The sequence below is a fragment of the Pelagimonas sp. genome, from assembly GCF_050633425.1.
Lineage (GTDB): Bacteria > Pseudomonadota > Alphaproteobacteria > Rhodobacterales > Rhodobacteraceae > Pelagimonas.
The window spans coordinates 68,827-93,865 of the sequence record NZ_JBOEGM010000022.1; the positions used below are offsets into that span (position 1 = coordinate 68,827).

Here is a 25,039-nt window from a genome sequence, read left to right on the forward strand (position 1 = left end):
CCAATTTATGCCGTTTGTCATTGCGCAAGGATGCACAGGCCCTTGGCCCAAGTGCCCCCAGATTGATCGCAAAGGTTTTTCTGATTGTCACGCTCAAACAGGATGCCAGCGAGAAAAGCGAACATCACAAAGATAACAAGCCGGATCAGGCGGAACATGACACGCCCCCTTGGGCTAGGACCAAAAGGGGCCCGGCAGTGTGACCGCCGGACCCAATGTCACAGAGTGCAGATTATTCCGCGGATGCGGCTTCTGCTGCAGCTTCGGCAGCGTCTGCTGCTTTGGCGGCTTTTTCTTCGGTGCGCTCAACGGCTTTTTTGCCTGGGGCACCTTTTTTGGCGTTGTTACGCTCTTTCTTGTCAACGACGCCAGCAGCTTCGAGGAAACGCGACACACGGTCGGTGACCTGTGCGCCTTCGCCGAGCCAGTACTGAACACGTTCCATGTCCATTTTCACGCGCTCTTCGCTGTCTTTAGGCAGGAGCGGGTTGTAGGTGCCGAGCTTTTCGATGAAACGGCCGTCGCGTGGCATACGGCTGTCAGCCGCTACGATGCGATAGAAAGGGCGCTTTTTGGAACCGCCGCGGGCGAGACGAATTTTGATAGCCATGGGTTTATCTCCTTAGATGGCGTGTTGACGCGCGATCACGTCAAGATTGGTGTTGTTTGTGGTGTTGGATGACTTCCTGAATGATGAAATTCAGGAATTTCTTGGCGAATTCCGGGTCCAGATTGGCCTGGTTCGCAAGGTCTTCGAGCCGCGCAATTTGCTTTGCTTCGCGCGCGGGGTCGGAGGGCGGGAGGTCGTGTGAGGCTTTGAGAACCCCCACGGCCTGTGTGTGTTTGAACCGCTCGCCCAGAGTGTAGACGAGGATCGCATCGAGGCGGTCGATGCTATCGCGGTGCTCTTTGAGCACTTCTGCGGCGAGGGTTACGGAGTCATCAGTCAAGAGCCCAGCCTTTCGGTTTGAACAGCGGATCGGCGTAATGGGCGATTTCCATGTCGATGCCATGGCCCAGCTGGCTTTGCAGCTGGTCGAGGGTCGGATGGCGATACACCGCATCATGGCCGTCAACGGTCGGAGCCGCGTGGTCTTTGGCGCAGCCAAGACGTTCGGCAAGCCGGATCGCTTCGAGGTTTTTGGGGTCGATATAGGACACGGCGGTGTCCCAGCCGAGATCGTGATAGAAATAGCGGCGCACCCGATCCGCGGCTTCAAGCGCATAGCCACGACCCGATTGATTGGGCCAGATGATCCAGGCGATTTCGCGTTCCGGCCATTGTGCCGGGAACCAGCCACCGGCCATGCCAACGGTTTCGTCGGTGTCCTTGAGGTGGATCATCCACATGCCATAGCCACGGATTTCCCAATGGCCGATTTCGGCAGCATAGAGCATCCATGTTTCATAGGCGTTCAAAGGACCGCCCATAAAACGCGAGCGATAGGAGGCAAAGGTGGCCTTGAAGTTTGGGTAATCCTCGGGGTCGGGGCCGCGCAGCACAAGGCGGCGCGTTTCGAGGATTGGAATATCGCGGTGTCCCATCAGGCGGCTCCTTGTGGGGTGTGGCGGTAGACCAGCGTATGACCGTCATCGCTGATCTTGGCTTCGACATCGGTGTCGCGGATCGCGCTGAGACGTTCCATCAACGTGATGCAGCGCTCATTGTCGGGGTCGACAAAGGAGGCGATGCTATCCCATTTGAGATCGTTGAAAGCATAGTCGCGCGCCGCGATCATCGCCTCTTCGGCATAGCCTTGGCCTTCGGCGTCTTCGCTCAGGAAAACGCCCAACTCGGCCTCGGGATCTTCGTATTCGTAGCCCAATAGAACAAAGCCAGCCGAGGGGGTGGTTTGCGCGTCGATGGTCCAAAGCCCGTGGCCATGCAGCAGCCAAAGCGCGGAATACCCTGTGAAATCGGCCCAAGCTTCGGCGCGGGTAAAGGGGCCGCCCATGGGAATAGAGCGATCCGATTCCATGATCTTGGCATAGGCCTTGAAGTCATAGATGCGCGGCGCACGCAGTTGCAGGCGGCGCGTATCCAGCGACGGTATTTTGCCACCAAGGCGTGCGGCCTGACGGGCGGCGGGACCGGGGCGATGCTTTTCGCAGGGCGCGAGGGTGGGTTTGTCGGTCATTGCGTGGCCCCCGCTGAAACGGGCGGTTGGCGGTAGACAAAACAGGGGTCTTCGGGCTTGGGCATGGTGGCGTTTGGGTCAAGCTGCGCGCCAAGACGCTGCGCCAAGGCGACGGAGCGGGTGTTTGGGTGCGCGATATAGTGGACGATATTTGTCCAGCCCAAGGTTTTATAGGCGTCGGAGATGGCGGCCTTGGCCGCTTCGGCCGCGTAGCCTTGGCCTTCGGCACCGTCGAACATCAGCCAACCGATTTCGGTTTCTGGCCACCCGTTCGGATAGTAGGGGCCAACAAGGCCGATGATGTCGTCAGAGGCTTTGGTGGTCACAGCCCACAGCCCATAGCCGCGCACTTCCCAGTGGCCCAAAATCGCGCAGAAATTGCTAAAGGCGCGGAATTCTGGAACGTTGCCGCCGACATATTGGGCACGCTCGGTCTGGTAAAAGGCCGTTGTCGCCGCCGCGTCTGAGCCATTGGGGCGACGCAGGATCAAACGCTCGGTGTGCAAGGCGCGGGTCATGACAGCACCTCGTCCGGGCTGGGATGGCGCCAGAGTTCATCAACGCCCATATTGACGTTGTCATAGGTGCGTTCGTATTGCGCCCCGAGCCGTTTGGCGAGCGCTTTGGAGCGGGTGTTGTCGGGGACAATGTTGGAGGTCAGCGTGGTAAAACGCAGGTCTTCATAGGCGTAACGGCGCACGCGCAGGGCGGCCTCATAGGCGATGCCTTTGCCTTCGAAACCGGCGAAAACAACCCAGCCGATTTCCGGTTCGGGCCAGCCTTCGGGGTTCCAGATGCCACAGATGCCAGCCGGTTTGCCGGTGGATTTGTCTTCGATGACGAAATAGCCGTAGCCGTGCCAATGCCAATGGCCAACATTGAGGGAAAACCAGCGCCAGGCGTCGCCGCGATTGGGCGAGGCCCCAAAGCCTTCGGCGCGTTCCTGATCAAGCAGGAAGGTGATCACCGCCTCAGCGTCGGACTTTTCCGGGCCGCGCAGGATGAGGTTTTCGGTTTCCAGAATGGGGGCTTGGGTCAGGGTCATGCTGTCCCCCGTGAGGCAGGCGAAAATCCATGCATGGATTTTGCAAATTCCGTGCACGGAATTTTGGCGCAGGTCAGGAGGGCCATAATCATGCGTAGGCCTCCGGGTTGCCATCGGTGTCGGGGCTGTGGCGGTAGACGAGATCATCATCGTCGTAAGTTTCGCCATTTGGATCGAGCGTCGCCCCAAGGCGTTCGGCCAAGGCGATGGAGCGTGCGTTGTCTTTTTCAATATAGGACACAAGGGTTTCCATGCCCTGTCTCCAAGCCCAGTGCAGCGCGGCGGTGGCGGCTTCGGCTGCGTAGCCCTGGCCTTCATAGCCATCAAACAGGATCCAGCCGATTTCGCGTTCTGCGAAATGCGGGGGCTGAGTGATGGCGACCTGACCGATCAACTGGCCGTCACGGGTTTCAACGGCCCAGCCGCCGATGCCAACCAAATCCCAGCTGCCGACTTCGGAACTTAGACCGTACCAAAGGTGAGTCGGGTTTTGCGGCTTGTCCATATGTGCGGCGCGCGGGCCTTCGAAAAAGGTCGCAAAGGCGTCGAAATCGGACATGACATGCGGGCGCAACCGCAGGCGCGGGGTGTCGAGGATCGGGGCGGGCATCAGGCGGCGCTCCGGTGCAATGTATAGGTCTGGGCCTCGGGCCAGCGTGTTGGGCCGGGCAGGTCGGTTATGGATGCGCCAATGCGCCGGGCCATCCGGTGCGAGGCTGCGTTGGTCGGGTCGATACAGATTTTCAGATCGGACCAGCCGCAATCGTCGAACAGGTGGCGGATGACTTCTTGGACCGCTTCTGTGGCGAAGCCCTGACCCGCGGCGGTGGCATCCCACAAGGTCCAGGTCATTTCGGGGGTGTCGCCGAAGGTGTCGAGCGGGCCGCAATGGCCGATGGCACGACCGTCATGTTCGATCACGTAACGGCCCCAGCCGCGCAAATCCCAATGGCCGATCATCGCCGCCAATTTTTCAAAGGCACGCGGGGCATCAAAAGGCCCCCCCACCAAATTCGCACGCGCACTGGCGGCGAAAGCGGTGTAAACCGGCAGATCGCTGGCCACTGGCAGGCGAAGCTGCAAGCGCGGAGTTTGAAGGGTGCGGGCGGGGTTCATTTTCGAGTGACCGTAGCGGATTAGGGGAGCGCCGGAGCGTGTAGGGGTGAGACGACGTGTTATTTCTTTTTGCCAAAGCCGGAGAGGCCACCGGGGAGACCCATTCCGGGCATGCCACCCAGACCGCCGGGCATTTTCGCGCCGAGCTGTTTGGCGGCGGCTTCCATGGCGGCCGGGTCCATTTGCGAGGGGTCCATGCCCCCCGGCAGACCTCCACCGCCTTTGCCCATCATGCCTTTCATGGCTTGTTTGAGCATGCCGCCTTTGCCCATTTTGCCCATTTTCTTCATCATATCAGACATTTGGCGCTGCATTTTTAGCAATTTATTGAGGTCAGAGACCTCCATGCCCGCACCTTTGGCGATGCGTTTTTTGCGGCTTGCCTGAAGCAATTGTGGGTTGGCGCGTTCGCGTTTGGTCATGGATTGGATCAAGGCAATCTGCTGTTTGAGCACCTTGTCATCCATGCCGGCTTCGCCCGCCTGTTTGGCCATTTTGCCCATGCCCGGCATCATTTGCATCATGCCTTCCATGCCGCCCATTTTGATCATCTGCTCAAGCTGCATCTTAAGGTCGTTCATGTTGAACTGACCTTTGGAGAAGCGCTTCATCATGCGCTCAGCTTGTTCGGCCTCAAGGGTGGATTGGGCTTTTTCGACGAGGGCAACGATGTCACCCATGCCAAGGATGCGGCCAGCAACGCGGTCAGGCTCAAAGGTTTCGAGCGCGTCCATCTTTTCGCCAAGGCCGACGAATTTGATCGGCTTGCCGGTGACGGCACGCATCGACAGCGCCGCACCACCGCGACCATCGCCATCCATCCGGGTCAACACAACGCCGGAAATGCCGATGCGGTCGTCAAAGTTTTCAGCGGTGTGTACAGCGTCCTGACCGGTCAGGCCATCGACCACCAACAGGGTTTCGCGCGGGGTGGCGACATCGCGGACGGCTTCGACCTGTTGCATCAGCTCTTCGTCAATCGACAGGCGACCGGCGGTATCGAGCATATAGACGTCATAGCCGCCCAAGGAGGCCTGGGTCTTGGCGCGTTTGGCGATGGTGACCGGGTCTTCGCCCTTGACGATCGGGAGCGTGGCCACGCCGATTTGTTTGCCAAGGATTTCAAGCTGTTCCATCGCCGCCGGACGGTTGACGTCAAGCGAGGCCATGAGGACTTTTTTGCCGTCACGTTCGCTCAGACGTTTGGCGAGCTTGGCGGTGGTGGTGGTTTTACCAGAGCCTTGCAGACCGACCATCAGGATCGGGGCGGGCGGGCTGTCGATTTTGAGGGCACCGGGTTCGCCTTCACCGGCCAGAACCGCGATCAATTCGTCATGGACGATTTTGACAACCTGTTGGCCCGGCGTCACCGATTTGGTCACCGAGGCCCCGGTGGCCTTTTTCTCAACCGCTTTGATGAACTGACGCGCAACCGGGAGCGAGACATCCGCCTCAAGCAGGGCGACGCGTACTTCGCGCATGGCGGTTTTGACATCGTCGGCAGACAGCGCACCTTGCTTGGTCAGCCGATCAAAGACGCCGCCCAGACGCTCGGATAGATTTTCAAACATTGGCGGCCTCCTTGGTGCCGTTATTATAATGACTGCGGATCATGTAAGATCAGCGGCCGCGTATCGTAACCCCTGAGCTGTCCAAAGGGTCAGCGTTTGGCGCGACCCAAAGCAAGATAGCCCCCGTGGGCGCAACGCGCTGACGGAGGGCGATCCCGGGCAAAGCCCAAGGGACCGGAAGACACAACTCTCCCGGATGGTTGAGGGCGGTGTACGCCTCAGCCGTTTCAGAGTCAAGCTGAGTGCCTTGGAAGAGGTTAAAGTGATGCTGATAGTTTTATCTAAGCGTTGCAAATCGCGCACGCTATGAGTGGGTTCCCGCCAAAGCTTACATCTGGCAAGGATTTTTACTGGCGGTTTCGTTGCGAATCCGATACGAATCGCTTGAAGTCGCTATTTTTGATGGAGTTAGAAAATGAAAAAGCTGATCGCTTCCGTACTGGTTTCGGCCGCAGTCGCAACCGCAGCTTCAGCTGGTACCCCAGTTGAGAGCACAGGTGATGATGTTGTTGAAGACGTTTATGACGTTGTTCCTGTTGCAGCGTCCTCTTCAGGCATGGGCGCAACTGGCGCTGTTGCTGCAATCGCCGGCGTTATCCTGGTTGGTGCTGCTCTGGCATCGTCTTCGGGCACAGACTAAGCAAAACGCAACTGCCGAGAAATTGACTTGGCAGTCGTTCTAAAATTTAAGTGACAGCGGCTCAATTTCGGGCCGCTGTTTCTTTTTGTCAGGAGAGTTGGGCGCGGGGCTTGCAATCTCGCTGTTAAGGCCAAAGTCCTTACAATAAGGAAAAAAGCCGAAGACGAGGGTGCTATGCAAAATTGGGACGAAATCCGGACAGCCTTTCATGTGGCGCAAATGGGCACCGTCAGCGGCGCGGCCGAGCGGTTGGGCGTGCATCACGCCACGGTCATTCGTCATATCGATTCACTTGAATCGCGCCTTGGGGTGAAACTGTTTCAGAGACACACCCGTGGCTATACTCCGACCGAAGCCGGTGATGATCTGTTGCGCGTGGCGCAAACCACTGACGATCAGTTTGCCCAGCTGGAAGGGCGGATCAAAGGGCGCGGCAATGACGTGACGGGCGAGCTGATGGTGACGTCAATTGCCTCTTTTGCACCGCTTTTGGTGCCCGCATTGGCCAGTTTCCAACGCAAATACCCCGATGTGGTGGTGCGGTTCCTGACCGGTGACCGGCTGTTTCGGTTGGAATATGGCGAGGCGCATGTGGCGCTGCGGGCCGGGTCGGTTCCGTCTGAGCCGGACAATGTGGTGCAGCCGTTTGTACGCCAGCCCATCGCGCTTTATGCCAGCAAAGCCTATGTCGCAGAGCATGGCATGCCAGCAGATACCGATGATCTCAAGAACCACCGATTTGTTGGTCATGACAGCGAAGAGATTCGTGCGCCGTTCCAGGTGTGGCTGATGAAACATGTGCCGTTTGAAAATGTGAAGTTTCGGGGCACCGATTGGCGGTCGCTGGTTCATGCGATTTTGTCAGGAGCCGGGATTGGGTTTTTGCGCGTGAGTGAAGCGGCTGTGCATCCTGATTTGGTGCAGGTCATGCCAGCCCAAGAGGATTGGAGCGCGCCGATGTGGCTTGTGACCCACGTGGATTTGCACCGCACCGCCAAGGTGCAGGCGTTTTTGAAGCATCTCAAAGAATATAGCTCCAACGAATTGCAAGGGTGAGCCAGAAAATGACCGAAGCGCAGCGCGGGCATCTGGCGATGTTGGGGTTTTCGGCCCTTGTCGCGGGATCCTTTTCGTTAGGCAGTATGGCGGCGGGTTTTATCGAACCTGAGGTGCTGAATGCGGTGCGCTTTGTCGTGGCCGGGTTGGTTATGGCGCTGGTTGCGTGGATGACGGGCGGGATGAGCCGCAGTGTCTGGTCCGCGCCATGGCGTTATTTTGTGCTTGCTGGGCTTTTTGCCTTTTATTTCGTCACAATGTTCGAAGGTTTGAAAACAGCAGAGCCGGTGAGCATGGCGGCGGTGTTCACGCTGAACCCGGCGCTGACGGCTGTTTTTGGCTATATGCTGATCCGCCAGATCACCACGACCCGCATGGCGCTTGCTATTGTGATTGGTGGCGTCGGGGCGTTGTGGGTGATCTTTCGCGGCGATCCCGATCTGGCGTTGCGCTTTGAGATCGGGCGCGGAGAGATGATCTATTTCTGGGGCTGTATTGCGCATGCCTTATATGCGCCACTGGTGCGGGTGCTGAGCCGGGGCGAGCCTGCTTTGGCCTTTACCGCCGGGGTTTTGATGGCCGGGGCCGTGATTTTATGCCTCTGGGCCGGGCGCGATTTGCTGCACACGGATTGGGCCAATCTGCCAAGCATTGTGTGGATCACAATCGGCTATACGGCCATTGCGGCGACAGGTTTGACGTTTTTGGCCCTGCGCTATGCGGCGCTGCGTCTGCCTGCGGCCAAGGTCATGGCCTATACCTATTTGGTGCCGAGCTGGGTGATCTTGTGGGAAGTTGCCTTGGGCCGGGCTGTACCAACGGCGATGGTGTTGCCGGGCGTTGCGTTGACGGTCTTGGCATTGATTATGCTGCTCAAAGACGAGGAGCCACAGGTGACCTCCGCGTGATTTTGCTGGCCTGACGTGATTTTTGGCCTGACGTGATTTGTTGCCTGACGTGGGTTTTCTGGCTTGGGTGAGGCGGTCTGATTGTCTCAGTCCAAGGGGGGTGTTTGATCGTCACTTGGGTTTTCTGGCCGGTCAACAGGTGGCTCGGCGGGCATGGTGTCTTGCTGATCCTCGGCCAGTTCGACCGCAAGAAAACGTTCAAACGCATCAAGATTGACCGGCTCAAACTGGCCAAATCCCTGCATCCAGACCGATGTGTCGCGCAGGGCATCGGGTTCGAGCTTGCACCACTTCACCCGGCCGCGCTTTTCCTGACTGATCAATCCGGCGCTGGCGAGGATCATCAGATGTTTGGAGATCGCGGCCAAAGACATTTCAAACGGCTCGGCCACATCCGTGACCGCCATATCATCTTCCAGCAACATCGACAGGATGGCGCGGCGGGTCGGATCGGCGAGGGCCGCAAAGACAGTGTCGAGAGAAGTGGTCATGCGCATGGCATATACGCAAACCTGCCGGAATTCAAAAGCCTTGCGGATAGCGATCTTTGGCGCGGTACAGATAGGATTGTTGATCGCTAAGGCCGATGTCACGCAATTGGCTATCGGTCAGCCCTTGGGGCAGGTCATTGACCACATCCAGGCTCGGGTCTTTGGGGGTGGTGTCGCGACGTTGAAATCGAACACGCGAAAAGAGCCGCCAAAAGGCGGATGTGCGGGCATGTGTCATAATCAGTCTCATGTTGAAGTTTGCTGTTGAATGAATATCGCAATGAATGCTGGCAAAACAAACGCCGTTGCTTGACATGAGTTGTGCAAAAAATGCACAGATAAGATATGCCACGCAGCCTTCCCCCTCTGAATGCCTTGCGCGCCTTTGAGGCGGCAGGGCGGCATGGCAGCTTTAGCCGGGCTGCAGAGGAACTCGGTGTCAGCCATTCGTCGATCAGCCGACATGTGCGCGGTTTGGAGCAACGCTTGGGGGTGCAACTGTTCCGAGAGGCCGCGCGCGGGGTCACCCTTTCGCCCGAGGGGCGGGCGTATCTTGGGCAGATCTCGCCAGTTTTTGATGTGATTTCCGAGGCAACCGAAGCCATGACCGGGCGGGCCTCGGGGGTGGTGACGATCAGTTGTGAGCCGACATTTGCCACCCATTGGCTGATGCCGCGTCTGGGCAGGTTTCTGGATGCGTTTCCAGAGGTGGAGCCGCGGATCACCGCGACCATTTCATTGGCGGATTTGGGTGGGTTTGAGGCGGATTTGGCGATCCGGTCGATCCTGCGCACGGTTCCCGAACAGCCCAGCGAGGTTATCACAAACGCCCCGTTGTATGTATATGGCTGTCCAAAAACGTTTTCTGACATACGACACCCCGAAGAGTTGCTTACTTGTCGGCGATACAAGGATCGCAGCGGCGATTCCTGGAGTGAGTGGTTTGAAAAGGCCGGTGTCGATGCGCAGGGGCTGGTGCAATCGCAATGGCGGATGCGCGCCAATCTTGCCATTGAGGCGACCTTGGCGGGGCAGGGGGTTTTGCTGATCAGCGCCGAAATTGTTGAGCGATATGTGCGGCGTGGCGATTTGCGGCGGCTGTTTGATGTGCCGTTGCGCAGTGGCTCTTATCAGGTGCTGGCCGAGCCGCAAGCAATGCGCCGACGTGCGGTGCGACAGTTTCGTGATTGGCTTGTGGAGGAGGGTGCGCCGTTCAGAGCTGGGTGACATATTTGCGCTATTGATTGCATATAGCAACTATTGTAAATAGCAACCATGAAGACACACGACTCATATCCGCATTACTGGGTGAACCACCTGTCCTTTTTGATCCGCCGCAGGCTTGTGCAGCGCTTTGAGGCGGAAGGGCTGGATGTCAGTGCTGAGGAATGGGCGATTTTGCTCATCCTTCAATCCCTGCCCGATATCACGGCAACGGAGCTGTCGGATCGCAGCCTGCGTGACAAGACGACAATCACCCGAACCCTTGATCGACTGGACCGCAAGGGGCTTGTCCTGAGGGTGCGCGACACGCAAGACCGGCGCGCGGTTCGGTTGAGCCTAAGCCCCAAGGGGCAGGCGACGTTTGACGAGTTAGCGGGGATTGCAGGCGGTCTGATTGATCAGACGCTTGAGGGCATTGCGCCAGAGGATGTGAGCCACGCCATGACGGTGATGCAACGGATGGTGTCAAACCTCGCGGAGGCTAAGGAGACGTGATATGACCTATAATTACGGCAATTTTGATGCGACAGACTATGATCTGGTGAATTTTCGCAGTCCTCAGCCGGGGCAAAAGGCCCCCGACTTTACTATTGAGGTGGCCGATGGCGGCGGCAGGGCGCGGTTGTTGGACTTTGAGGGTGACTTTTTGGTGCTGGAAATGGGCAGCGTGACCTGTCCGTTGTTTCAGGGGCGGCGTCAGACGATGACCGGATTGGATGAGCAACACAGCGACATCAGCTTTGCGGTGCTCTATGTTCGGGAAGCCCATCCCGGTGCGAATATTCCGGCCCATGTGGTGCAAGACGACAAGAGCGCCTGTGCCGCAGGTTTGATCGCGGATGGCGAAAACCGGCGGGTGTTTGTGGATGATATTGAGGGGACGGTTCACACGGCCTATGGCGGCTATCCCAATTCGGTTTTTATCATCAACCGCAACGGGTGCATTGTTTATGCGGTGGATTGGAACAATCCGACGGTGACGCGCCGTGCGCTTGATCTTCTTAAGGCGGGAAAGCCGGCTGCGTTGCGCGCATGGTTTAAGCCCGTGCCGCCGCAGGTCAGTCTCAGGGTGCTTGGGGCCGGGGGAAAAGGGTCGATGTCTGACTTTCTGAGAGGGCTGCCGCATCTGATTTGGAACAACCTGATCCGGCGCAATGTGCGGTTGCTGTTAGGGCGTAAAACCGGCGTCGCGCCGAACATCAAATGCTGATCTGGTAAACTCAACGTTTTGGTTGAATATGCGTTTGAGCGGCATTTCGCGCTAACACGCCCTGCGACGGAATCGCACCTGGAGGGCGGGCGTCGAATTTTCGCCGAAAATTCAAGCACCTAGACGTTGGCGTTTGCATGTTAACGGCATGTTGACTCAGGCCGCATGGCGACATACCAACCCCATGAACTCCAAACGGGGCGACTTGCGTGACCGACACCGATCAAAAGCAGAAGCTAAGAGAGCTAGAAGCCAAGATCGAAGCGGCCAAAGGGCCGAGCGGCGGCAAGAAGCACCAAGAGGAGCATTATTCGATGGCCAATCAGGCCTGGCGGATGGTGACGGAATTGGTGGCCGGTATTGGTATCGGCTTTGGCATCGGATACGGGCTTGATGTGCTGGTCGGCACGACGCCTTTGTTTATGGTGCTGTTTATATTGCTGGGTCTTGCGGCAGGTGTGAACGTGATGATGCGTACCGCCAAAGAGATCCAAGAGACACAAGAAGCCTCGCAAGGGGCGACCGAAGGGGACAAAGATGGCGACTGAGACCGCAGCAGCAGAAGGCAGCAGCCTCGTATTCCACCCAATGGATCAGTTCATCGTTAAGCCTTTGTTTGGCGACGGTGCGGTTGGCATGTTCACCATCACCAACTCGACCCTGTGGATGCTAATCGCAATTTTGGCCATTGTTGGTTTGATGGTGATCGGCACATCGCGCCGCGCCATCGTGCCGTCGCGCAGCCAGTCGATTGCTGAACTGGCCTATGGCTTCGTTTACAAGATGATCGAAGACGTGACCGGCAAAGACGGTCTGGTCTACTTCCCTTATATCATGACGCTGTTCATGTTCATCGTCTTCGCCAACTTCCTTGGCCTGATCCCAATGAGCTTTACCACCACATCGCATTTTGCGGTCACCGTGGTCTTGGCCTTTGCAGTGTTCTTCACCGTGACCATCGTCGGCTTTGTCAAAAACGGCGCCGGTTTTCTGGGCTTGTTCTGGGTGTCCAGCGCACCTGCCGCACTGCGCCCGATCTTGGCCGTGATCGAGCTGATCTCGTACTTCGTTCGCCCCGTTAGCCACAGCATTCGTCTGGCAGGCAACGTTATGGCGGGCCACGCGGTTATCAAAGTGTTCGCGGGTTTTGCGGCGATCACACTGGTATCCCCCATCTCCGTTGTTGCGATCACCGCGATGTACGGGTTGGAAATCCTCGTGGCCTTTATCCAGGCCTACGTGTTCACAATCTTGACTTGCGTGTATCTCAAAGACGCACTGCACCCGTCACACTAATGGCTCGGCAGGGTTCTCCTGCCAGACCACAATTACTCAACTTCCAATCGTAAGGAGATAGGAATATGGAAGGCGATCTCGCACACATCGGCGCAGGCCTGGCAGCAATCGGTTCCGGCGCAGCCGCAATCGGGGTAGGTAACGTAGCAGGCAACTTCCTTGCCGGCGCATTGCGCAACCCATCGGCAGCAGCCGGTCAGACAGCAACACTCTTCATCGGTATCGCGTTCGCGGAAGCACTGGGCATCTTTGCATTCCTCGTATCGCTGCTGCTGATGTTCGCCGTATAATCCACGGAACATAGTATCCTTACGCCCGGGCGGTTCAGACGATAGTCTGGCCCGCCCGATCGAAAGACAACGTTCCGACGGAGGACAGACATTATGGCGTCTGAATCACACGCTGCCGAAGCCGTCAGTTCTTGCGTTGACTCGCATGGCTCCGCGCTTGGTATGCCGCAGCTTTGCGGCGACTGGATTGGCAACCAGGTATTCTGGCTGGTCATCACACTTGTTGTGATCTTCCTGGTGCTTTCGCGCATTGCATTGCCGCGGATTGCGTCGGTTCTGGCCGAACGTCAGGGGACGATCACCAACGACATCGCCGCCGCCGAAGATCTCAAGCGCAAAGCCCAAGAGGCCGAAGCCGCTTATGAGAAGGCACTGGCAGATGCACGCGCTGAATCGCAAGCCATTGCGCAAGCGACACGCGACGAAATTAAAGCAGAGCTCGACGTGGCCCTTGAAAAAGCTGACGCAGAGATTTCTGCCAAGGCTGCTGAGTCGGAGAAGGCAATTGCTGACATCCGCGCCTCGGCCATGGAAAACGTTGAAGTTGTTGCAAAAGACACAGCCGAAGCCATCGTTGCAGCGCTGGGCGGCAACGCCGACACAGCATCTGTTGCGGCTGCTGTGACCAACCGGATGAAAGGGTAAGTTCATGAACAAGCTGATCCTCCCCGCCGTGTTTGGTCTCACCGCAAGCCCAGCCTTTGCCGCAAGCGGTAACTTCTGGTCGCTTGGCAACACTGACTTTGTTGTGCTGCTTGGCTTCTTGTTGTTCTTGGGTGTTCTGGCCTATTTCAAAGTGCCTGGCCTGTTGGGTGGTTTGCTCGACAAACGCGCCGAAGGTATTCGCGATGAGCTGGACGAAGCACGCAAACTGCGTGAAGAAGCCCAGACCCTGTTGGCCAGCTATGAGCGCAAGTCGCGCGAAGTTGCTGAGCAAGCTGAGCGCATCGTAGCCCACGCCAAGCAAGAGGCCGAACTGGCTGCTGAGCAGGCGAAAGAAGACATGAAAGCATCGGTTGAACGCCGTTTGCTGGCCGCTGAATCCCAGATCGCATCTGCGGAAGCCTCGGCTGTCAAAGAGGTGCGCGACACCGCAGCCCGCGTTGCGGTTCTTGCTGCACAGGATGTTGTTGCTGGTCAGATGACTGCGGTTGACGCAGGCAAATTGATTGATGACTCGATCGCAGAAGTGGGTGCAAAGCTTCACTAAGCGTTCAGTTTTCTGAACTAGATCAAGGCCCGGACCGCAAGGTACCGGGCCTTTTTCGTTTGGGGTTGTGGGGGGATGGCCACGTGCCGGGTGTCTTTTGTGCCGGGGCTCTTTCCTTGACGCAGGTCCAAAGATACGGTCAAAGCTGCTCTCCTACTGGCGAACCAGTCGGGCAAAAATAAAGAGGCGCAAAGCGTGGCACATACAATCGTCGTCGGTAACGAAAAGGGCGGGGCGGGCAAATCGACCGTCTCGATGCATGTCGCAACGGCATTGGCGCGGATGGGCCATCGCGTTGGGGCGCTTGACCTCGATTTGCGGCAGAAGAGCATGGGCCGTTATCTGGAAAACCGGCGCAAGTATTTGGATGCGCAGGGGCTTGATCTTCCAACCCCGATTTTTGTCGACCTGCCGCCAACGGACGCGCAAAACGCCCCGGATGGCGAAGCGGCATATGACCACCGGCTCAGTCAGGCGGTGGCCGAGCTTGAGGCTCAGTCGGATTTTATCGTGATCGATTGCCCCGGCTCGCATACACGGTTGAGCCAGGTTGCGCATTCGCTGGCCGATACGCTGGTGACTCCGTTGAACGACAGTTTTGTGGATTTTGATCTGCTGGCGAAAATCGACAGCGATGGTGAAAAGATCATCGGGCCGTCGGTCTATTCTGAGATGGTGTGGTCGGCGCGGCAATTGCGGGCACAAGCGGGGTTACAGCCGATTGACTGGATTGTGTTGCGCAACCGGGTGGGCGCGCAGCAGATGGTCAATAAGAAGAAGATGGAAAGCGCATTGGAGCGATTGGCCAAGCGGATCGGGTTTCGGATTGCGCCCGGCTTTAATGAGCGTGTGATCTTTCGAGAGCTGTTTCCACGGGGTCTGACGTTGTTGGATCTGCGCGATACCGGGGTGAAACAGCTGAATATTTCCAATATCGCGGCCCGGCAGGAATTGCGTGAGCTGGTAAAGGCGTTGAACCTGCCTGGGGTTGAGGTGACCTTTTAGGCGGGCGGCGAATTTTCGGCGAAAATTCGATCTGCAGACGGTTGCTTTGGTATCATCACCAAAAACAGGAAAAGCCGGGCGGTTGAGCCCGGCTTTTCGTTATCTCGCCCCGTTATTCTGCTGGAACGGCAACTGCTGTGTGCGTGCCAAAATGCTGGCGTCCTAGGCGGATGATCAAAGCGATGGCGATGATCTGCGCGATGATCGCAACCCCGGTGACCGACCAATAGGCAATGCCGAACTTCGCGATCAGACCAGAGGCCACCAACCCTTTGTTCACAAAGAACTGGATCATCACCGAGAGGGCCACCGCAGGGCAGACCAAGGCATAGGATCCCGGCGAGGTTTTGGCACCCATGACAAAATCATCAAAATACCCTTGAGCGCGCAGAACGACGGCCCCGAGACCAAGGAAGGCCAACTGGATGGCCAGTAAACGGGTCAGGAAGATCATGGTTTCACCGTCACTTCCATGCACATCAAGCGTGGTGTGCAGCCCATGGTTTTGGCGCAGGAACATAATGCCAAGAACTGTGACGATGGGCACAATGATCATCAAGGTCGGGCCTGCTTCTCGGGCGGTGCCATGCTGAAGCATCGACGAGACGGCAGAGCTGGCCGCGAGCAGCGTATAGAGGATCGCAGTGACGCCGAGGATGGTCGACAGCACCAGGGAGATGCCAACCGTGGCGGGGCTTGTGCTCATCGCAGCAGGGGCCGCGAAGCCGACCGCAACCATCGAAACGGCGAAGGCGGGAAGCAATTGGGCGAAGCTGTTATGGGCGGTGACGTCGAAAACGCCGCCCTGGGACAAAACCCGCCCCAAGAAGCGTCCGATCAGCCGAACAGCGAGAAGGCCGATGCCCGCAAAGGCAATCAGGGCCATGGGAAACAGGAATTCCACAATACCCCACAGGCCCGGCACAAAGACGAGGCCAACAATGAACAGCGCGTTCACGCTCATCGCCATGGCGAGCGGCATCGCCAAAATGGTGGATTCGGCGTTAGATGAGACCAGTTTTTGGTAGGCATCGGTTCGTTTGAAGGTCGAAAAGGCTGACAGGTTCCAAATCAACAACTTGATGTTGAGAAAGACGAAATAGGCAATGCCAATCCAGGCGATGACAATGGCGGTTTGCAGCCACGGCCCGCCGGTGTTGAACGCGGCCAGAATGTCTTCGAAGATTGGAACAGGACGGCCGGGATGCGGGACCCAGAACATCAAGAACATAAAGAATGAAACTGAGGCACCTCCAGCGCCAAGTGAGGCGAGGAAGTAGAGCGGCGAATATGTATCCGCTGGTTTTGTATGAGTGGCCATGGGACGGCTCCATTAATATTCGGAAACTGGAATATAATAAGCATTCCAAAAACGGAATGTAAAGGCCCATCTTTGGAGCGGTGACATTGATTGGATGGGATCATCAAATTGGCACAGGGATTAACCAATTGGTAACCAAGTCCGAACAACAGTAGCCCATGCGTATCCTTTTGTTTTTTATGATCATCGGACTGGGAGCTTGCAAACATGCGGGCCCCGGATTTCGCGGTGCCCCGCAGATTGAAAAAAGATACGACGGGTCAACATTCACCATGAGCCGCCGTGGAAATGTGATCGAAATGATTCGTATTTCGCCGGAGTGGCTTCCGAAATTCCCTGACATTTCGCGTAAGGCGGCCATTCTGGCAGAGGCCGAAACCGGTTGCAGGGCGGCTTGGGTCGACGGGGACCCGGCGATGATGTGGGTCGGTTTGAAATGTGAGGGCGAGCGGGTTCCCAAACGCCCTAAGAAACAGCGGACCGTGTTTTGCGAGATTGATGATCTTTACACACGCGGAGACAGCCTGGCCGGTTATATGACGTGCCAATAATCGGCCAACACAAGCGCTATTTCGGAGCTTTGATCGTGACAGTGATCAATGGATACTTGAACTCGTCCCTTTCATTATCGGTGCTTGCAGCCGCAACTGCGCCGATCACAATTGCCCCCAATAACCCTGTTCCGACCGCTGATTGCTGACGTTGGGCCGAGGAGAAGTTATAGGCATTGACCGTGGCGGACCCGATTTTCCACCAGATTCACAGCGCACAAACAACGCTAAAGCGTTCGGGCCGCAGTCGCGAACAACAACATTCGCGGGCGTGTTAAATCTCGCCGTATAAACGCCGCTGTCCAACGTGCAAGGCACCTCAATGCGTTCGGTTTGACCCGTCTCGCCATTGCTGCGGATTCGGATTTGAACGGTTTCCTAACCGCGGAACCGGGGCTCAGGATTGCCGTGGGAGCCTTGCTTGACGTACCCGTCAATGCCAACCGCATTGGGCGCAAAGTTGGGTTTAAAAACGTTGGGTTTAAAATGACAGGCGGGGTGGTGATTTCAGCGGTGCTACAGGCTGACTAACTCAGACCACAGACGGTCCAGATACGTTTGTTATCAAGTCCCTCATTATTCGATAAACGGACACTGTCGCCTTTATAGTGTGCCTGGAGATGGCCAATAGTCGAAACCGTGAAGCGGTAACGGGTTCGCAATATGTTGTGGACAACTGGCAACGGGCCGCCAAATAGGCGCATATTTCGTTGACTCTGAGGGGGGCAAACCGCCAATCTGACCGCCACACATGGAATCAGGCCCAAGAACTGGGCGCAATCTCAGAGCAGCGCATTTGCGATTTAACAAACTCAGACTGACGGGCTTTAAGAGCTTTGTGGACCCAACCGATCTGGTCATTGCCGACGGGCTGACCGGGGTTGTCGGACCCAATGGCTGTGGCAAGTCCAATCTGCTTGAGGCGCTGCGTTGGGTCATGGGGGAAACCCGCGCCAAGGCGATGCGCGGTGGGGGCATGGAAGATGTGATCTTTGCCGGGGCGGCGACGCGGCCGGCGCGCAACTTTGCCGAGGTTCTGCTCACCATCGACAACAGTGAGCGGTTGGCCCCGGCGGGGTTCAACGACAGTGATCAGCTTGAAATCACCCGGCGGATCACCCGCGATGTCGGGAGCGCGTATAAGGTGAATTCCAAGGACACGCGGGCGCGCGATGTGCAGATGTTATTTGCCGATGCGTCAACCGGGGCGCATTCTCCGGCGCTTGTGCGCCAGGGGCAGATTTCGGAACTTATCAACGCCAAGCCCAAGAACCGTCGTAAGGTTTTGGAAGATGCGGCCGGGATTGGCGGCCTGTATCAGCGCCGTCATGAGGCCGAGCTCAAGCTAAAGGGCGCTGAGGCCAATCTGTTGCGCGTGGATGATGTGGTCGAGCAATTGGCCGGGCAACTGGGGCAATTGGGGCGCCAAGCGCGTCAGGCCGCACGGTATCGCGCCATTGGTGAGGAGCTGCGGCAAGCCGAGGGCATGTTGTTGTATCGCCGCTGGCGTGAGGCCGAAGATGCGCGGCTGGTTGCGGAAACACAGTTGCGCGAGATGATCCAACACGCAGCGCAGGCCGAAAAGATCGTGCTCGCGGCGGCGACCAAACGCTCGCAGCTTGAGGATGGTTTGCCACCTTTGCGCGAAGAAGAGGCGATTGCAGCGGCAGTTTTGCAACGGCTTGTGGTGCAGCGCGATGCGCTTTCGGATCAGGAAAAACGCGCGGTCGAGGCGATCAACACGCTGAAACGCCGAATTGATCAGCTTGACCGGGATATGGAACGCGAAGCGGGGCTCAACCGCGACGCAGGTGACACGATTGAGCGGTTGGAATGGGAAGCGCGCGAGCTTGAAAAAGCGGCGGATGGCCATGAAGACCGGCTTGAAGAGGCGGCTGAGATGGCCTCGGATGCGGCGGCGATTTTGCACGAACGCGAGGCCGATCTGGCGCAGCGGACCGAAGACGTGGCGCGGCTGTCCGCGCGACATCAATCGGCGCAACGCTTTGTCAGCGACAGTCGCAAGGCGATGGATCGTGCCGAAGGCGAAGCCACGCGAGCACGGGATGCGGTGGCGCAAGCGACGCTGACTTTGGACGGTTCTCGCGAGGCCGCAGAGGCCGCCGAAGAGGCGCAGGATGAGGCCCAGGCCATGGCGGAACGGGCCGAGGAATTGCTGGCCAATGCCGAAGAAGCACGAGCTGAGACCCAATCGCGTGAGGCCGAAGCACGCGGCGAGCGTTCAGAAGCCGAAGGTGAGATGAACGCCTTGCGGGCTGAAGTCACGGCCTTGGCGCGGCTTTTGGATCGCGATACCGCCGAGGGTGGCCAGATTCTGGATCGTTTGCAGGTCGAGCAAGGGTTTGAAAAGGCGCTGGGGGCGGCCCTGGCCGATGATCTGCGCGCGCCTGAGGTGGAGGCGGATGGCCCGACCGGGTGGTCGGTGCTGCCCGATTACGACGAGGCGCAAGCCCTGCCAAATGGGGTGACGGCGCTGTCGCAGCATGTCTCGGTGCCTGATGTTCTGGCGCGGCGCATGGATCAGATCGGGCTGGTTGGCGCGGATGATGGCGCGCGGCTGCAGCCCTTGTTGAAACCGGGGCAGCGCTTGGTGACGCTGGAAGGGGATTTGTGGCGCTGGGACGGGTTTCGCGCCTGGGCCGAAGATCAGCCATCAGCGGCGGCCTTGCGGTTGGAACAGCTCAACCGGTTGGAAGGGTTGAAGCAGGAAATGGCCTCGGCGACGGCGCATTTGGACGGCACACGGTCTGCGCATGAAGCCTTGCAAGCGCGTCTGGCTGAGCTGACCGGCGCAGACAAATCCGCGCGCGAGGCCCGTCGTCAGGCGGATCAGCAACTGACACAGGCGAACCGGGCGTTTAACCGCGCCGAAGCCGATCGCGACATGGCGCAAAGCAAGTTGGAAAGCGCCGGGCTTTCGGTGCGGCGGTATGAAGAAGAGATCGAAACCGCGCGGGAGCAATTGGCCGAGGCCGAGCGCGGCATGCATGAGCTGGATGATTTGGATGAGGCGCGCGGTCAGGTTGAAGACATCAAAATGACCGTTGAGGCGGCACGGATGACCATGATGGCCAAACGCTCGGGTCATGATGAGTTGCGCCGCGAAGGCGAGGCCCGCAAGGGGCGCGCCCAACAGGTGACCAAGGAATTGTCTGGCTGGCGGCATCGGCTTGAGACGGCGGAAAAGCATTCGGTTGATTTGGCGGAACGGCGCGAGGCCAGCGTCGAAGAGCTTGAAGAGGCGATCACGGTTCCCGATGAGCTGGCCGACAAGCGTGAAGAGCTGTCGGGTGGCATTGACGACGCAGAGACACGCAAGGCGGAGGCGACGGATGCGTTGACCGGGGCCGAAACGGCCTTGCGCGCCGCGATCAGCGATGAACGGGACGCCGAGCGTTTGGCCGGTGAAGCCCGTGAAACACGGGCGCGGGCCGAAGCACGGGCGGAAGCCGCACAGGAAACGGTGCAGGCGGCGTCGGAGCGGATTTCGGAAGAGCTTGAATGCGGGCCAGAGCAGCTGTTGGAACAGCTCGATAAGACACCCGAAGATATGGCCGGGTCAGATCAGATCGAACATGATGTGGCGCGTTTGAAGCGTCAGCGGGATGCGCTTGGGGCGGTGAACCTGCGCGCCGAAGAGGATGCCAAAGAGGTTCAGACCGAGCATGACGAATTGGTGCAGGAAAAGGCCGATCTCGAAGAGGCGATCAAGACTCTGCGCAGTGGCATTGCCAGTCTGAACCGCGAAGGGCGTGAACGGCTTTTGACCGCGTTTGAACAGGTCAACGCCAATTTCAGCATGCTGTTTACCCATCTGTTTGGCGGTGGCGAGGCCAATCTGGTGATGGTCGAAAGCGACGACCCGCTGGAAGCTGGCCTTGAGATCATGTGCCAACCACCGGGCAAGAAACTGTCGACGCTGTCCCTGCTGTCGGGGGGGGAACAGACCCTGACCGCACTGGCGTTGATCTTTGGCGTTTTCCTTGCCAACCCGGCGCCGATTTGTGTGCTGGACGAGGTGGACGCGCCGCTGGATGACGCCAACGTCACCCGCATGTGTGACATGCTGGATGAAATGTGCCGCCGCACGGATACACGGTTCTTGATCATCACCCACCATGCGGTGACCATGGCGCGGATGGACCGCTTGTATGGCGTGACCATGCAAGAACAGGGCGTGAGCCAATTGGTTTCAGTTGATCTAAAAAATGCGGAAAAAATGGTCGCGTGATCGTGACGGGCAGGTTTGCTCCGGCTAAGATATTATCAGCTTAGGAGGTGCTGTTGCGTTTGTCTTGGATTTTGGCTGTGCTGATCGCCGGGCCGGTTTGGGCCGAGGAATTTGCCATAAAAAAGGGTGATACGCCCTTTGAACGTGATGCGTTGGACACGCGTTTGCGCGGCGAAGTGCTTGAGTTTTACGACGACGGACAGGCCAAATACTATGTCGATGGGCGGTATAGTTACACCTATGCAGGATCGGGCTCGGCGGCCTATGGCTATTGGGACATCAATCCAGAGGGCGCAATTTGCGTAGAGTTCCTGAATGAAACGACGCGGTGCGATTTTTACGTTATGAATGGTGATCGGATGATTTTGATCACCCAAGAGGGGCATCGCTTCCCGGTGCGCCCCTGATGCGATTGTTCCTCTTGTCGGCGCTAACCATGGTGGCCTTTGCCGCAAATTCGTTGCTGACGCGCGCCGGTGTGCATGGCGCAGGGCTTGAGACAAACACATTTGCGCTTGTGCGGCTGGCCTCTGGCGCCTTTGTTCTGCTGGTGCTGTGTTTGATTGGGGGCCACAGAATTCAGCTTGTCAATTGGCGACGTGCGCTAAGCGTTTTTGGATTGTCGTTGTATATCATCGGCTTCACCGATGCTTACCGCGCGATGGATTCGGGTACGGGTGCGCTTTTGCTGTTTGGAACGGTGCAGATCACCATGTTTGCAGGTGCCTTGCTGCTTAGGGAAGCCTTGCCAGTTCTTCGTGTGGTTGGGGCCTGCGTTGCGTTTGTGGGACTGATGTATTTGGTCTGGCCATGGCAAGACATCGCCCAAGATCCGGTTGCGGTGGCGATGATGGGGGCGGCTGGCCTTGGTTGGGGCCTGTATTCCTTGGCGGGCCGCGGCAGCGCTGCGCCTTTGCCGGACACGGCGGCGAATTTTCTGTTGGCTGCGATGGTCGTACCAGGGGTGTTTTTGATTTTAGGGTACGATGCCACGCCCTTGGGCAACCTAGGAGACAACCCCGCCGGTATGGGATTTGCAATCGCAAGTGGTGCACTTGCCTCGGGGCTTGGCTATGCCTTGTGGTTCAGGGTGTTGCCCCAGCTGGATGCCAGCGTGTCCGCCGTAGCCCAGTTGACCGTGCCGCCGATTGCGATGGCCGGGGGCATGTTGTTTCTGGACGAGGCTCTCAGCCTGAAATTTGTGATCGCTTCGGTGATTATTCTGGGCGGCGTGGCGGTGTCGGTGCTTGGCCCGCGCTATTTCGCCAAGAGCTCCAACGCGTCATAGGTGATGGCATCTGACCAAGGCAGATGGCGCAGGCTGTCGGGTTTGAGATGCAGGTTTTGCACATCAGCCTGACTGAAAAACCGGCGGCGGGTGACCACGCCTTCGGGGTCTTGCCAATCATCAGACAAATCGCCCGTGACGGTGCAGCGAAAGAACACCTCAACCTGATGAAACCCGTCATCGGGGTTGTGAAATTCATTGATCAGGCATGGCAGGCCGACCGCGACGGTCAGGCCGCATTCCTCCATCACCTCACGCGCCAAATTATCGGGGAGCGATTGCCCCTTTTCGACACCTCCGCCGGGCGCACACCAGAGATCAGAGATGCTGCCATCCTTGCCCTTGGGCCATGCATTGACCAAAAGCAGGCGGTTTTCACGTAAAATGACGCCGCGAACTGCCAGACGAATAGGGCGATTGTGCATGGGAGGCTCCTTTGCCTCTTTCCTATGGCGGGCGGGCTGCTTATTTCAAGCGCTATGAAAAAACTGATCCTTCCTGTTCTTGGTGTCTTGATGGCGACCGCAGCACCGCTGAAGGCCGAGTGCATTGTGATGATGCATGGGTTGGCGCGCACCGGTGCGTCTTTTGCGGTGATGAAATGGGTGATGGAGTATCAAGGCTACGACGTGGTTATTGCCGAATACCCATCGACCAAAGCGCGGATCGAAGATTTGGTTCAAGTGATCCCGGATGCGCAGGCGCAATGTCCAAGCCGCCCGACCCATTTTGTGACCCATTCGATGGGCGGTATTTTGTTGCGCTATTGGTTGCAGGATCATGATCCAGAGTGGCTTGGGCGTGTTGTGATGCTGGGCCCGCCCAACCAGGGCAGCGAAATTGTGGATGAATTGGGTGATTGGGCCCCGTTCGAATGGATCAACGGCCCAGCGGGATTACAGCTGCGCACCGGTCCAAACGGCTTGCCAGAGCGCCTGCCGCCGGTGGATTTTGAGCTGGGCGTTATTGCGGGAACCAATACGCTGAACCCCGCGTTTTCGGCGATTTTACCCGGCGAGGACGACGGCAAGGTGACGGTGGAGTCGACCAAGGTTGAGGGTATGTCGGCGCATTTGGAATTGCCTGTGACCCACACCTTTATCACCCAAGACCCGATGAGCATGGCGCAGGTTGAACTGTTTTTGCGTGACGGTCGGTTTGATCCGGCTTTGGATTGGACCAAAGATGTGACACCGGCAATGTTGAGCTGTCTGGTGGGAATTTGCCCGGAGGAGCCGCATGAGCATTGACGTTACACTGACCGGTGCGCGGGTGTTGCGCCCAGAGGGCTGGGATGATGCGCCCTTGGCTGTGGCGGCTGGTGTGATTGCGGATGCGCCCACCGGGCGATCGGTGGATTTGACCGGCTATGATGTGTTGCCAGGCATTGTTGATGCCCATGGTGACGGGTTCGAACGCCACATGGCACCGCGCCGAGGCGCATTGCGTGAGCGGGACGCGGGAATGGTCGCTGTGGCTGCAGAGCTGGCGGCAAACGGGATCACAACGGCGGTTCTGGCACAATTCTGGAGCTGGGAAGGCGGGTTGCGCGGGCCGGAATTTGCCCGTGAAGTGTTTGAATCTGTGCAAGGAATGCAGGCGTCTGTGCCGATTGACATGCGCTTGCAACTGCGGCTTGAGACCCATTATTTGGATGAGCTAGACAGCGCTGAGGCGGCGATTGCCGAGTTTGGCATCCGCTATGTGGTGTTCAACGATCACCTGCCACACACGCGGCTGGCGCAAGGGCGCAAGCCCCCGCGGTTGACTGGGCAAGCTCTCAAGAGCCGCCGCAATCCAGAGGATTATTTCAAGCTGTTGCTGGATCTGCATGGGCGCGGGTCTGAGGTAGACGGGGCGATGGAGGCCTTGACCACGCGTTTGGCGGCGGCGGGCGTGACCATGGGAAGCCATGATGATCGCACAGCCGACGGACGGGCCATATGGCGCGCACGCGGCGCGCATGTGTCTGAATTTCCAGAAACATTTGAAGCGGCGCAAGCGGCGCGCGATGCGGGCGAATTTATCGTATTGGGGGCCCCAAATGTTGTGCGGGGGGCCAGCCATGCGGGCAATGCCTCGGCTCAGGATCTCATTGCGGCGGGGCTTTGTGATGCCTTGGCATCGGACTACCATTATCCATCGCCGGCGCGGGCCGCGTGGCGTTGTGTTGAATTGGGGTTGCTCGATGAGGTCGCTGCCTGGCGCCTGGTGTCGGATGGGCCAGCGCGATTGCTTGGGTTGACGGACCGCGGGCGGCTTGAGGCCGGTTTGCGCGCCGATCTGGTGGTCATGGACCGCGAAACCCGGAGGATCGTCGCGGCGTTGGCCGCTGGGCAGGTCGCATGGATGAGCGGGGCGGTGGCGCAGCGATTCATGTAGAAACATGATTTATTTCGAAACTTGGGCGGATCACCGCGCCCGGTG

Annotated in this window: 33 protein-coding genes; 19 read left to right on the forward strand and 14 right to left on the reverse strand. The window is 58.1% G+C overall.

Annotated elements, in window-relative coordinates; all coding sequences use genetic code 11:
* Positions 1-17: 17 nt before the first annotated feature.
* The 10 genes from ACRBB0_RS18875 to ffh all read right to left on the reverse strand — a co-directional run bounded on the left by ACRBB0_RS18875 (position 18) and on the right by ffh (position 5,870).
* Entirely contained in the window at positions 18-158 is a 141-nt protein-coding gene (locus ACRBB0_RS18875; RefSeq protein WP_431376017.1) for a hypothetical protein, read from the reverse strand.
* Between the two features lie 74 nt (positions 159-232).
* A complete protein-coding gene (gene rpsP, locus ACRBB0_RS18880; protein ID WP_431376018.1) occupies positions 233-610 on the reverse strand; it encodes a 30S ribosomal protein S16 in 378 nt (125 codons plus the stop codon).
* Between the two features lie 40 nt (positions 611-650).
* Positions 651-950, reverse strand: a complete 300-nt coding sequence (locus ACRBB0_RS18885) for a chorismate mutase (protein ID WP_431376019.1) — start codon at positions 948-950, stop codon at positions 651-653.
* Complete coding sequence (locus ACRBB0_RS18890) at positions 943-1,545, reverse strand: GNAT family N-acetyltransferase (RefSeq protein ID WP_431376020.1); 603 nt, start codon at positions 1,543-1,545, stop codon at positions 943-945. The genes ACRBB0_RS18885 and ACRBB0_RS18890 overlap by 8 nt, the downstream gene beginning before the upstream one ends.
* Positions 1,545-2,138: a GNAT family N-acetyltransferase gene (locus ACRBB0_RS18895; RefSeq protein WP_431376021.1), complete on the reverse strand. Its 594-nt coding sequence runs from the start codon at positions 2,136-2,138 to the stop codon at positions 1,545-1,547. The genes ACRBB0_RS18890 and ACRBB0_RS18895 overlap by 1 nt, the downstream gene beginning before the upstream one ends.
* Positions 2,135-2,656, reverse strand: a complete 522-nt coding sequence (locus ACRBB0_RS18900; RefSeq protein WP_431376022.1) for a GNAT family N-acetyltransferase — start codon at positions 2,654-2,656, stop codon at positions 2,135-2,137. The genes ACRBB0_RS18895 and ACRBB0_RS18900 overlap by 4 nt, the downstream gene beginning before the upstream one ends.
* Positions 2,653-3,183, reverse strand: a complete 531-nt coding sequence (locus ACRBB0_RS18905) for a GNAT family N-acetyltransferase (RefSeq protein WP_431376023.1) — start codon at positions 3,181-3,183, stop codon at positions 2,653-2,655. The genes ACRBB0_RS18900 and ACRBB0_RS18905 overlap by 4 nt, the downstream gene beginning before the upstream one ends.
* A gap of 88 nt (positions 3,184-3,271) precedes the next feature.
* On the reverse strand, positions 3,272-3,793 hold the full coding sequence (locus tag ACRBB0_RS18910) for a GNAT family N-acetyltransferase (protein WP_431376024.1): 522 nt from the start codon (positions 3,791-3,793) through the stop codon (positions 3,272-3,274).
* The gene (locus ACRBB0_RS18915; protein ID WP_431376025.1) at positions 3,793-4,299 is read right to left on the reverse strand and encodes a GNAT family N-acetyltransferase; all 507 of its coding nucleotides are present in this window, start codon (positions 4,297-4,299) and stop codon (positions 3,793-3,795) included. The genes ACRBB0_RS18910 and ACRBB0_RS18915 overlap by 1 nt, the downstream gene beginning before the upstream one ends.
* Positions 4,300-4,358: 59 nt before the next feature.
* Positions 4,359-5,870, reverse strand: coding sequence for a signal recognition particle protein (gene ffh / locus ACRBB0_RS18920; RefSeq protein WP_431376026.1), 1,512 nt, complete (start codon positions 5,868-5,870; stop codon positions 4,359-4,361).
* Positions 5,871-6,285: 415 nt separating this feature from the next.
* Here ffh and ACRBB0_RS18925 point away from each other — a divergent pair, with 415 nt between their 5' ends.
* The 3 genes from ACRBB0_RS18925 to ACRBB0_RS18935 all read left to right on the forward strand — a co-directional run bounded on the left by ACRBB0_RS18925 (position 6,286) and on the right by ACRBB0_RS18935 (position 8,474).
* Positions 6,286-6,510: a hypothetical protein gene (locus ACRBB0_RS18925; protein ID WP_431376027.1), complete on the forward strand. Its 225-nt coding sequence runs from the start codon at positions 6,286-6,288 to the stop codon at positions 6,508-6,510.
* 174 nt (positions 6,511-6,684) lie between these two features.
* Positions 6,685-7,566, forward strand: coding sequence for a LysR family transcriptional regulator (locus tag ACRBB0_RS18930; RefSeq protein WP_431376028.1), 882 nt, complete (start codon positions 6,685-6,687; stop codon positions 7,564-7,566).
* Positions 7,567-7,574: 8 nt separating this feature from the next.
* Positions 7,575-8,474: a DMT family transporter gene (locus ACRBB0_RS18935; RefSeq protein WP_431376029.1), complete on the forward strand. Its 900-nt coding sequence runs from the start codon at positions 7,575-7,577 to the stop codon at positions 8,472-8,474.
* An 86-nt stretch (positions 8,475-8,560) separates the two neighbouring features.
* Here ACRBB0_RS18935 and ACRBB0_RS18940 read toward each other — a convergent pair whose 3' ends face one another.
* Both ACRBB0_RS18940 and ACRBB0_RS18945 read right to left on the reverse strand, forming a co-directional pair.
* The gene (locus tag ACRBB0_RS18940; protein ID WP_431376030.1) at positions 8,561-8,965 is read right to left on the reverse strand and encodes an ArsR/SmtB family transcription factor; all 405 of its coding nucleotides are present in this window, start codon (positions 8,963-8,965) and stop codon (positions 8,561-8,563) included.
* A gap of 31 nt (positions 8,966-8,996) precedes the next feature.
* Entirely contained in the window at positions 8,997-9,203 is a 207-nt protein-coding gene (locus tag ACRBB0_RS18945; protein ID WP_431376031.1) for a hypothetical protein, read from the reverse strand.
* Positions 9,204-9,310: 107 nt separating this feature from the next.
* Between ACRBB0_RS18945 and ACRBB0_RS18950 the strand changes: the two genes are divergently transcribed.
* The 9 genes from ACRBB0_RS18950 (at position 9,311) to ACRBB0_RS18990 (ending at position 15,200) form a co-directional block, all read left to right on the forward strand.
* On the forward strand, positions 9,311-10,192 hold the full coding sequence (locus ACRBB0_RS18950; protein ID WP_431376032.1) for a LysR substrate-binding domain-containing protein: 882 nt from the start codon (positions 9,311-9,313) through the stop codon (positions 10,190-10,192).
* A 48-nt stretch (positions 10,193-10,240) separates the two neighbouring features.
* Positions 10,241-10,684 carry a MarR family winged helix-turn-helix transcriptional regulator gene (locus ACRBB0_RS18955; RefSeq protein WP_431376033.1) on the forward strand — a complete coding sequence of 148 codons (444 nt, stop codon included), beginning with the start codon at positions 10,241-10,243 and terminating at the stop codon, positions 10,682-10,684.
* Between the two features lies 1 nt (position 10,685).
* Positions 10,686-11,399 carry a deiodinase-like protein gene (locus ACRBB0_RS18960; RefSeq protein WP_431376034.1) on the forward strand — a complete coding sequence of 238 codons (714 nt, stop codon included), beginning with the start codon at positions 10,686-10,688 and terminating at the stop codon, positions 11,397-11,399.
* Positions 11,400-11,608: 209 nt separating this feature from the next.
* Positions 11,609-11,947, forward strand: coding sequence for an AtpZ/AtpI family protein (locus ACRBB0_RS18965; protein WP_431376035.1), 339 nt, complete (start codon positions 11,609-11,611; stop codon positions 11,945-11,947).
* The gene (locus ACRBB0_RS18970; protein WP_431376036.1) at positions 11,937-12,695 is read left to right on the forward strand and encodes a F0F1 ATP synthase subunit A; all 759 of its coding nucleotides are present in this window, start codon (positions 11,937-11,939) and stop codon (positions 12,693-12,695) included. Before ACRBB0_RS18965 ends, ACRBB0_RS18970 begins: the two co-directional genes overlap by 11 nt.
* A 65-nt stretch (positions 12,696-12,760) precedes the next feature.
* Positions 12,761-12,985 (forward strand): F0F1 ATP synthase subunit C, encoded by a 225-nt coding sequence (locus ACRBB0_RS18975; protein WP_072630388.1) that lies wholly within the window; start codon positions 12,761-12,763, stop codon positions 12,983-12,985.
* 93 nt (positions 12,986-13,078) lie between these two features.
* Entirely contained in the window at positions 13,079-13,630 is a 552-nt protein-coding gene (locus ACRBB0_RS18980; protein WP_431376037.1) for a F0F1 ATP synthase subunit B', read from the forward strand.
* A gap of 4 nt (positions 13,631-13,634) precedes the next feature.
* Entirely contained in the window at positions 13,635-14,195 is a 561-nt protein-coding gene (locus ACRBB0_RS18985) for a F0F1 ATP synthase subunit B (protein WP_431376038.1), read from the forward strand.
* 195 nt (positions 14,196-14,390) lie between these two features.
* Complete coding sequence (locus ACRBB0_RS18990; protein WP_431376039.1) at positions 14,391-15,200, forward strand: division plane positioning ATPase MipZ; 810 nt, start codon at positions 14,391-14,393, stop codon at positions 15,198-15,200.
* Positions 15,201-15,312: 112 nt separating this feature from the next.
* Here ACRBB0_RS18990 and ACRBB0_RS18995 read toward each other — a convergent pair whose 3' ends face one another.
* On the reverse strand, positions 15,313-16,521 hold the full coding sequence (locus tag ACRBB0_RS18995) for a TsoY family (seleno)protein (RefSeq protein ID WP_431376040.1): 1,209 nt from the start codon (positions 16,519-16,521) through the stop codon (positions 15,313-15,315).
* 272 nt (positions 16,522-16,793) lie between these two features.
* Between ACRBB0_RS18995 and ACRBB0_RS19000 the strand changes: the two genes are divergently transcribed.
* The 5 genes from ACRBB0_RS19000 (at position 16,794) to ACRBB0_RS19020 (ending at position 22,612) form a co-directional block, all read left to right on the forward strand.
* The gene (locus tag ACRBB0_RS19000) at positions 16,794-17,072 is read left to right on the forward strand and encodes a hypothetical protein (protein ID WP_431376041.1); all 279 of its coding nucleotides are present in this window, start codon (positions 16,794-16,796) and stop codon (positions 17,070-17,072) included.
* Between the two features lie 333 nt (positions 17,073-17,405).
* A complete protein-coding gene (locus ACRBB0_RS19005; RefSeq protein WP_431376042.1) occupies positions 17,406-17,603 on the forward strand; it encodes a hypothetical protein in 198 nt (65 codons plus the stop codon).
* Between the two features lie 265 nt (positions 17,604-17,868).
* On the forward strand, positions 17,869-21,324 hold the full coding sequence (gene smc / locus ACRBB0_RS19010; protein ID WP_431376043.1) for a chromosome segregation protein SMC: 3,456 nt from the start codon (positions 17,869-17,871) through the stop codon (positions 21,322-21,324).
* A gap of 53 nt (positions 21,325-21,377) precedes the next feature.
* Positions 21,378-21,731, forward strand: coding sequence for a hypothetical protein (locus ACRBB0_RS19015; RefSeq protein ID WP_431376044.1), 354 nt, complete (start codon positions 21,378-21,380; stop codon positions 21,729-21,731).
* Positions 21,731-22,612 (forward strand): DMT family transporter, encoded by an 882-nt coding sequence (locus tag ACRBB0_RS19020; RefSeq protein ID WP_431376045.1) that lies wholly within the window; start codon positions 21,731-21,733, stop codon positions 22,610-22,612. The genes ACRBB0_RS19015 and ACRBB0_RS19020 overlap by 1 nt, the downstream gene beginning before the upstream one ends.
* On the opposite strand, the gene ACRBB0_RS19025 is transcribed toward ACRBB0_RS19020, so the two are convergent.
* Positions 22,582-23,037, reverse strand: a complete 456-nt coding sequence (locus ACRBB0_RS19025; RefSeq protein ID WP_431376046.1) for an NUDIX domain-containing protein — start codon at positions 23,035-23,037, stop codon at positions 22,582-22,584. The two genes, ACRBB0_RS19020 and ACRBB0_RS19025, sit on opposite strands and share 31 nt — an antisense overlap.
* 54 nt (positions 23,038-23,091) lie before the next feature.
* On the opposite strand from ACRBB0_RS19025, the gene ACRBB0_RS19030 reads away from it, so the two are divergent.
* Together ACRBB0_RS19030 and ACRBB0_RS19035 are read left to right on the forward strand one after the other, a co-directional pair.
* Positions 23,092-23,862 carry an esterase/lipase family protein gene (locus ACRBB0_RS19030; RefSeq protein WP_431376047.1) on the forward strand — a complete coding sequence of 257 codons (771 nt, stop codon included), beginning with the start codon at positions 23,092-23,094 and terminating at the stop codon, positions 23,860-23,862.
* A complete protein-coding gene (locus ACRBB0_RS19035) occupies positions 23,852-24,994 on the forward strand; it encodes an alpha-D-ribose 1-methylphosphonate 5-triphosphate diphosphatase (protein WP_431376048.1) in 1,143 nt (380 codons plus the stop codon). Before ACRBB0_RS19030 ends, ACRBB0_RS19035 begins: the two co-directional genes overlap by 11 nt.
* The last annotated feature ends 45 nt before the right edge of the window (positions 24,995-25,039 follow it).

Bases quoted from the DNA above. Each gene is read 5' to 3' on its own strand.
- ACRBB0_RS18875 (WP_431376017.1), bottom strand. From the start codon at position 158: ATGTTCCGCCTGATCCGGCTTGTTATCTTTGTGATGTTCGCTTTTCTC.
- rpsP (WP_431376018.1), bottom strand. From the start codon at position 610: ATGGCTATCAAAATTCGTCTCGCCCGCGGCGGTTCCAAAAAGCGCCCT.
- ACRBB0_RS18890 (WP_431376020.1), bottom strand. From the start codon at position 1,545: ATGGGACACCGCGATATTCCAATCCTCGAAACGCGCCGCCTTGTGCTG.
- ACRBB0_RS18895 (WP_431376021.1), bottom strand. From the start codon at position 2,138: ATGACCGACAAACCCACCCTCGCGCCCTGCGAAAAGCATCGCCCCGGT.
- ACRBB0_RS18900 (WP_431376022.1), bottom strand. From the start codon at position 2,656: ATGACCCGCGCCTTGCACACCGAGCGTTTGATCCTGCGTCGCCCCAAT.
- ACRBB0_RS18905 (WP_431376023.1), bottom strand. From the start codon at position 3,183: ATGACCCTGACCCAAGCCCCCATTCTGGAAACCGAAAACCTCATCCTG.
- ACRBB0_RS18910 (WP_431376024.1), bottom strand. From the start codon at position 3,793: ATGCCCGCCCCGATCCTCGACACCCCGCGCCTGCGGTTGCGCCCGCAT.
- ACRBB0_RS18915 (WP_431376025.1), bottom strand. From the start codon at position 4,299: ATGAACCCCGCCCGCACCCTTCAAACTCCGCGCTTGCAGCTTCGCCTG.
- ffh (WP_431376026.1), bottom strand. From the start codon at position 5,870: ATGTTTGAAAATCTATCCGAGCGTCTGGGCGGCGTCTTTGATCGGCTG.
- ACRBB0_RS18925 (WP_431376027.1), top strand. From the start codon at position 6,286: ATGAAAAAGCTGATCGCTTCCGTACTGGTTTCGGCCGCAGTCGCAACC.
- ACRBB0_RS18930 (WP_431376028.1), top strand. From the start codon at position 6,685: ATGCAAAATTGGGACGAAATCCGGACAGCCTTTCATGTGGCGCAAATG.
- ACRBB0_RS18935 (WP_431376029.1), top strand. From the start codon at position 7,575: ATGACCGAAGCGCAGCGCGGGCATCTGGCGATGTTGGGGTTTTCGGCC.
- ACRBB0_RS18940 (WP_431376030.1), bottom strand. From the start codon at position 8,965: ATGACCACTTCTCTCGACACTGTCTTTGCGGCCCTCGCCGATCCGACC.
- ACRBB0_RS18945 (WP_431376031.1), bottom strand. From the start codon at position 9,203: ATGACACATGCCCGCACATCCGCCTTTTGGCGGCTCTTTTCGCGTGTT.
- ACRBB0_RS18950 (WP_431376032.1), top strand. From the start codon at position 9,311: ATGCCACGCAGCCTTCCCCCTCTGAATGCCTTGCGCGCCTTTGAGGCG.
- ACRBB0_RS18955 (WP_431376033.1), top strand. From the start codon at position 10,241: ATGAAGACACACGACTCATATCCGCATTACTGGGTGAACCACCTGTCC.
- ACRBB0_RS18960 (WP_431376034.1), top strand. From the start codon at position 10,686: ATGACCTATAATTACGGCAATTTTGATGCGACAGACTATGATCTGGTG.
- ACRBB0_RS18970 (WP_431376036.1), top strand. From the start codon at position 11,937: ATGGCGACTGAGACCGCAGCAGCAGAAGGCAGCAGCCTCGTATTCCAC.
- ACRBB0_RS18975 (WP_072630388.1), top strand. From the start codon at position 12,761: ATGGAAGGCGATCTCGCACACATCGGCGCAGGCCTGGCAGCAATCGGT.
- ACRBB0_RS18980 (WP_431376037.1), top strand. From the start codon at position 13,079: ATGGCGTCTGAATCACACGCTGCCGAAGCCGTCAGTTCTTGCGTTGAC.
- ACRBB0_RS18985 (WP_431376038.1), top strand. From the start codon at position 13,635: ATGAACAAGCTGATCCTCCCCGCCGTGTTTGGTCTCACCGCAAGCCCA.
- ACRBB0_RS18995 (WP_431376040.1), bottom strand. From the start codon at position 16,521: ATGGCCACTCATACAAAACCAGCGGATACATATTCGCCGCTCTACTTC.
- ACRBB0_RS19000 (WP_431376041.1), top strand. From the start codon at position 16,794: ATGAGCCGCCGTGGAAATGTGATCGAAATGATTCGTATTTCGCCGGAG.
- ACRBB0_RS19020 (WP_431376045.1), top strand. From the start codon at position 21,731: ATGCGATTGTTCCTCTTGTCGGCGCTAACCATGGTGGCCTTTGCCGCA.
- ACRBB0_RS19025 (WP_431376046.1), bottom strand. From the start codon at position 23,037: ATGCACAATCGCCCTATTCGTCTGGCAGTTCGCGGCGTCATTTTACGT.
- ACRBB0_RS19030 (WP_431376047.1), top strand. From the start codon at position 23,092: ATGAAAAAACTGATCCTTCCTGTTCTTGGTGTCTTGATGGCGACCGCA.
- ACRBB0_RS19035 (WP_431376048.1), top strand. From the start codon at position 23,852: ATGAGCATTGACGTTACACTGACCGGTGCGCGGGTGTTGCGCCCAGAG.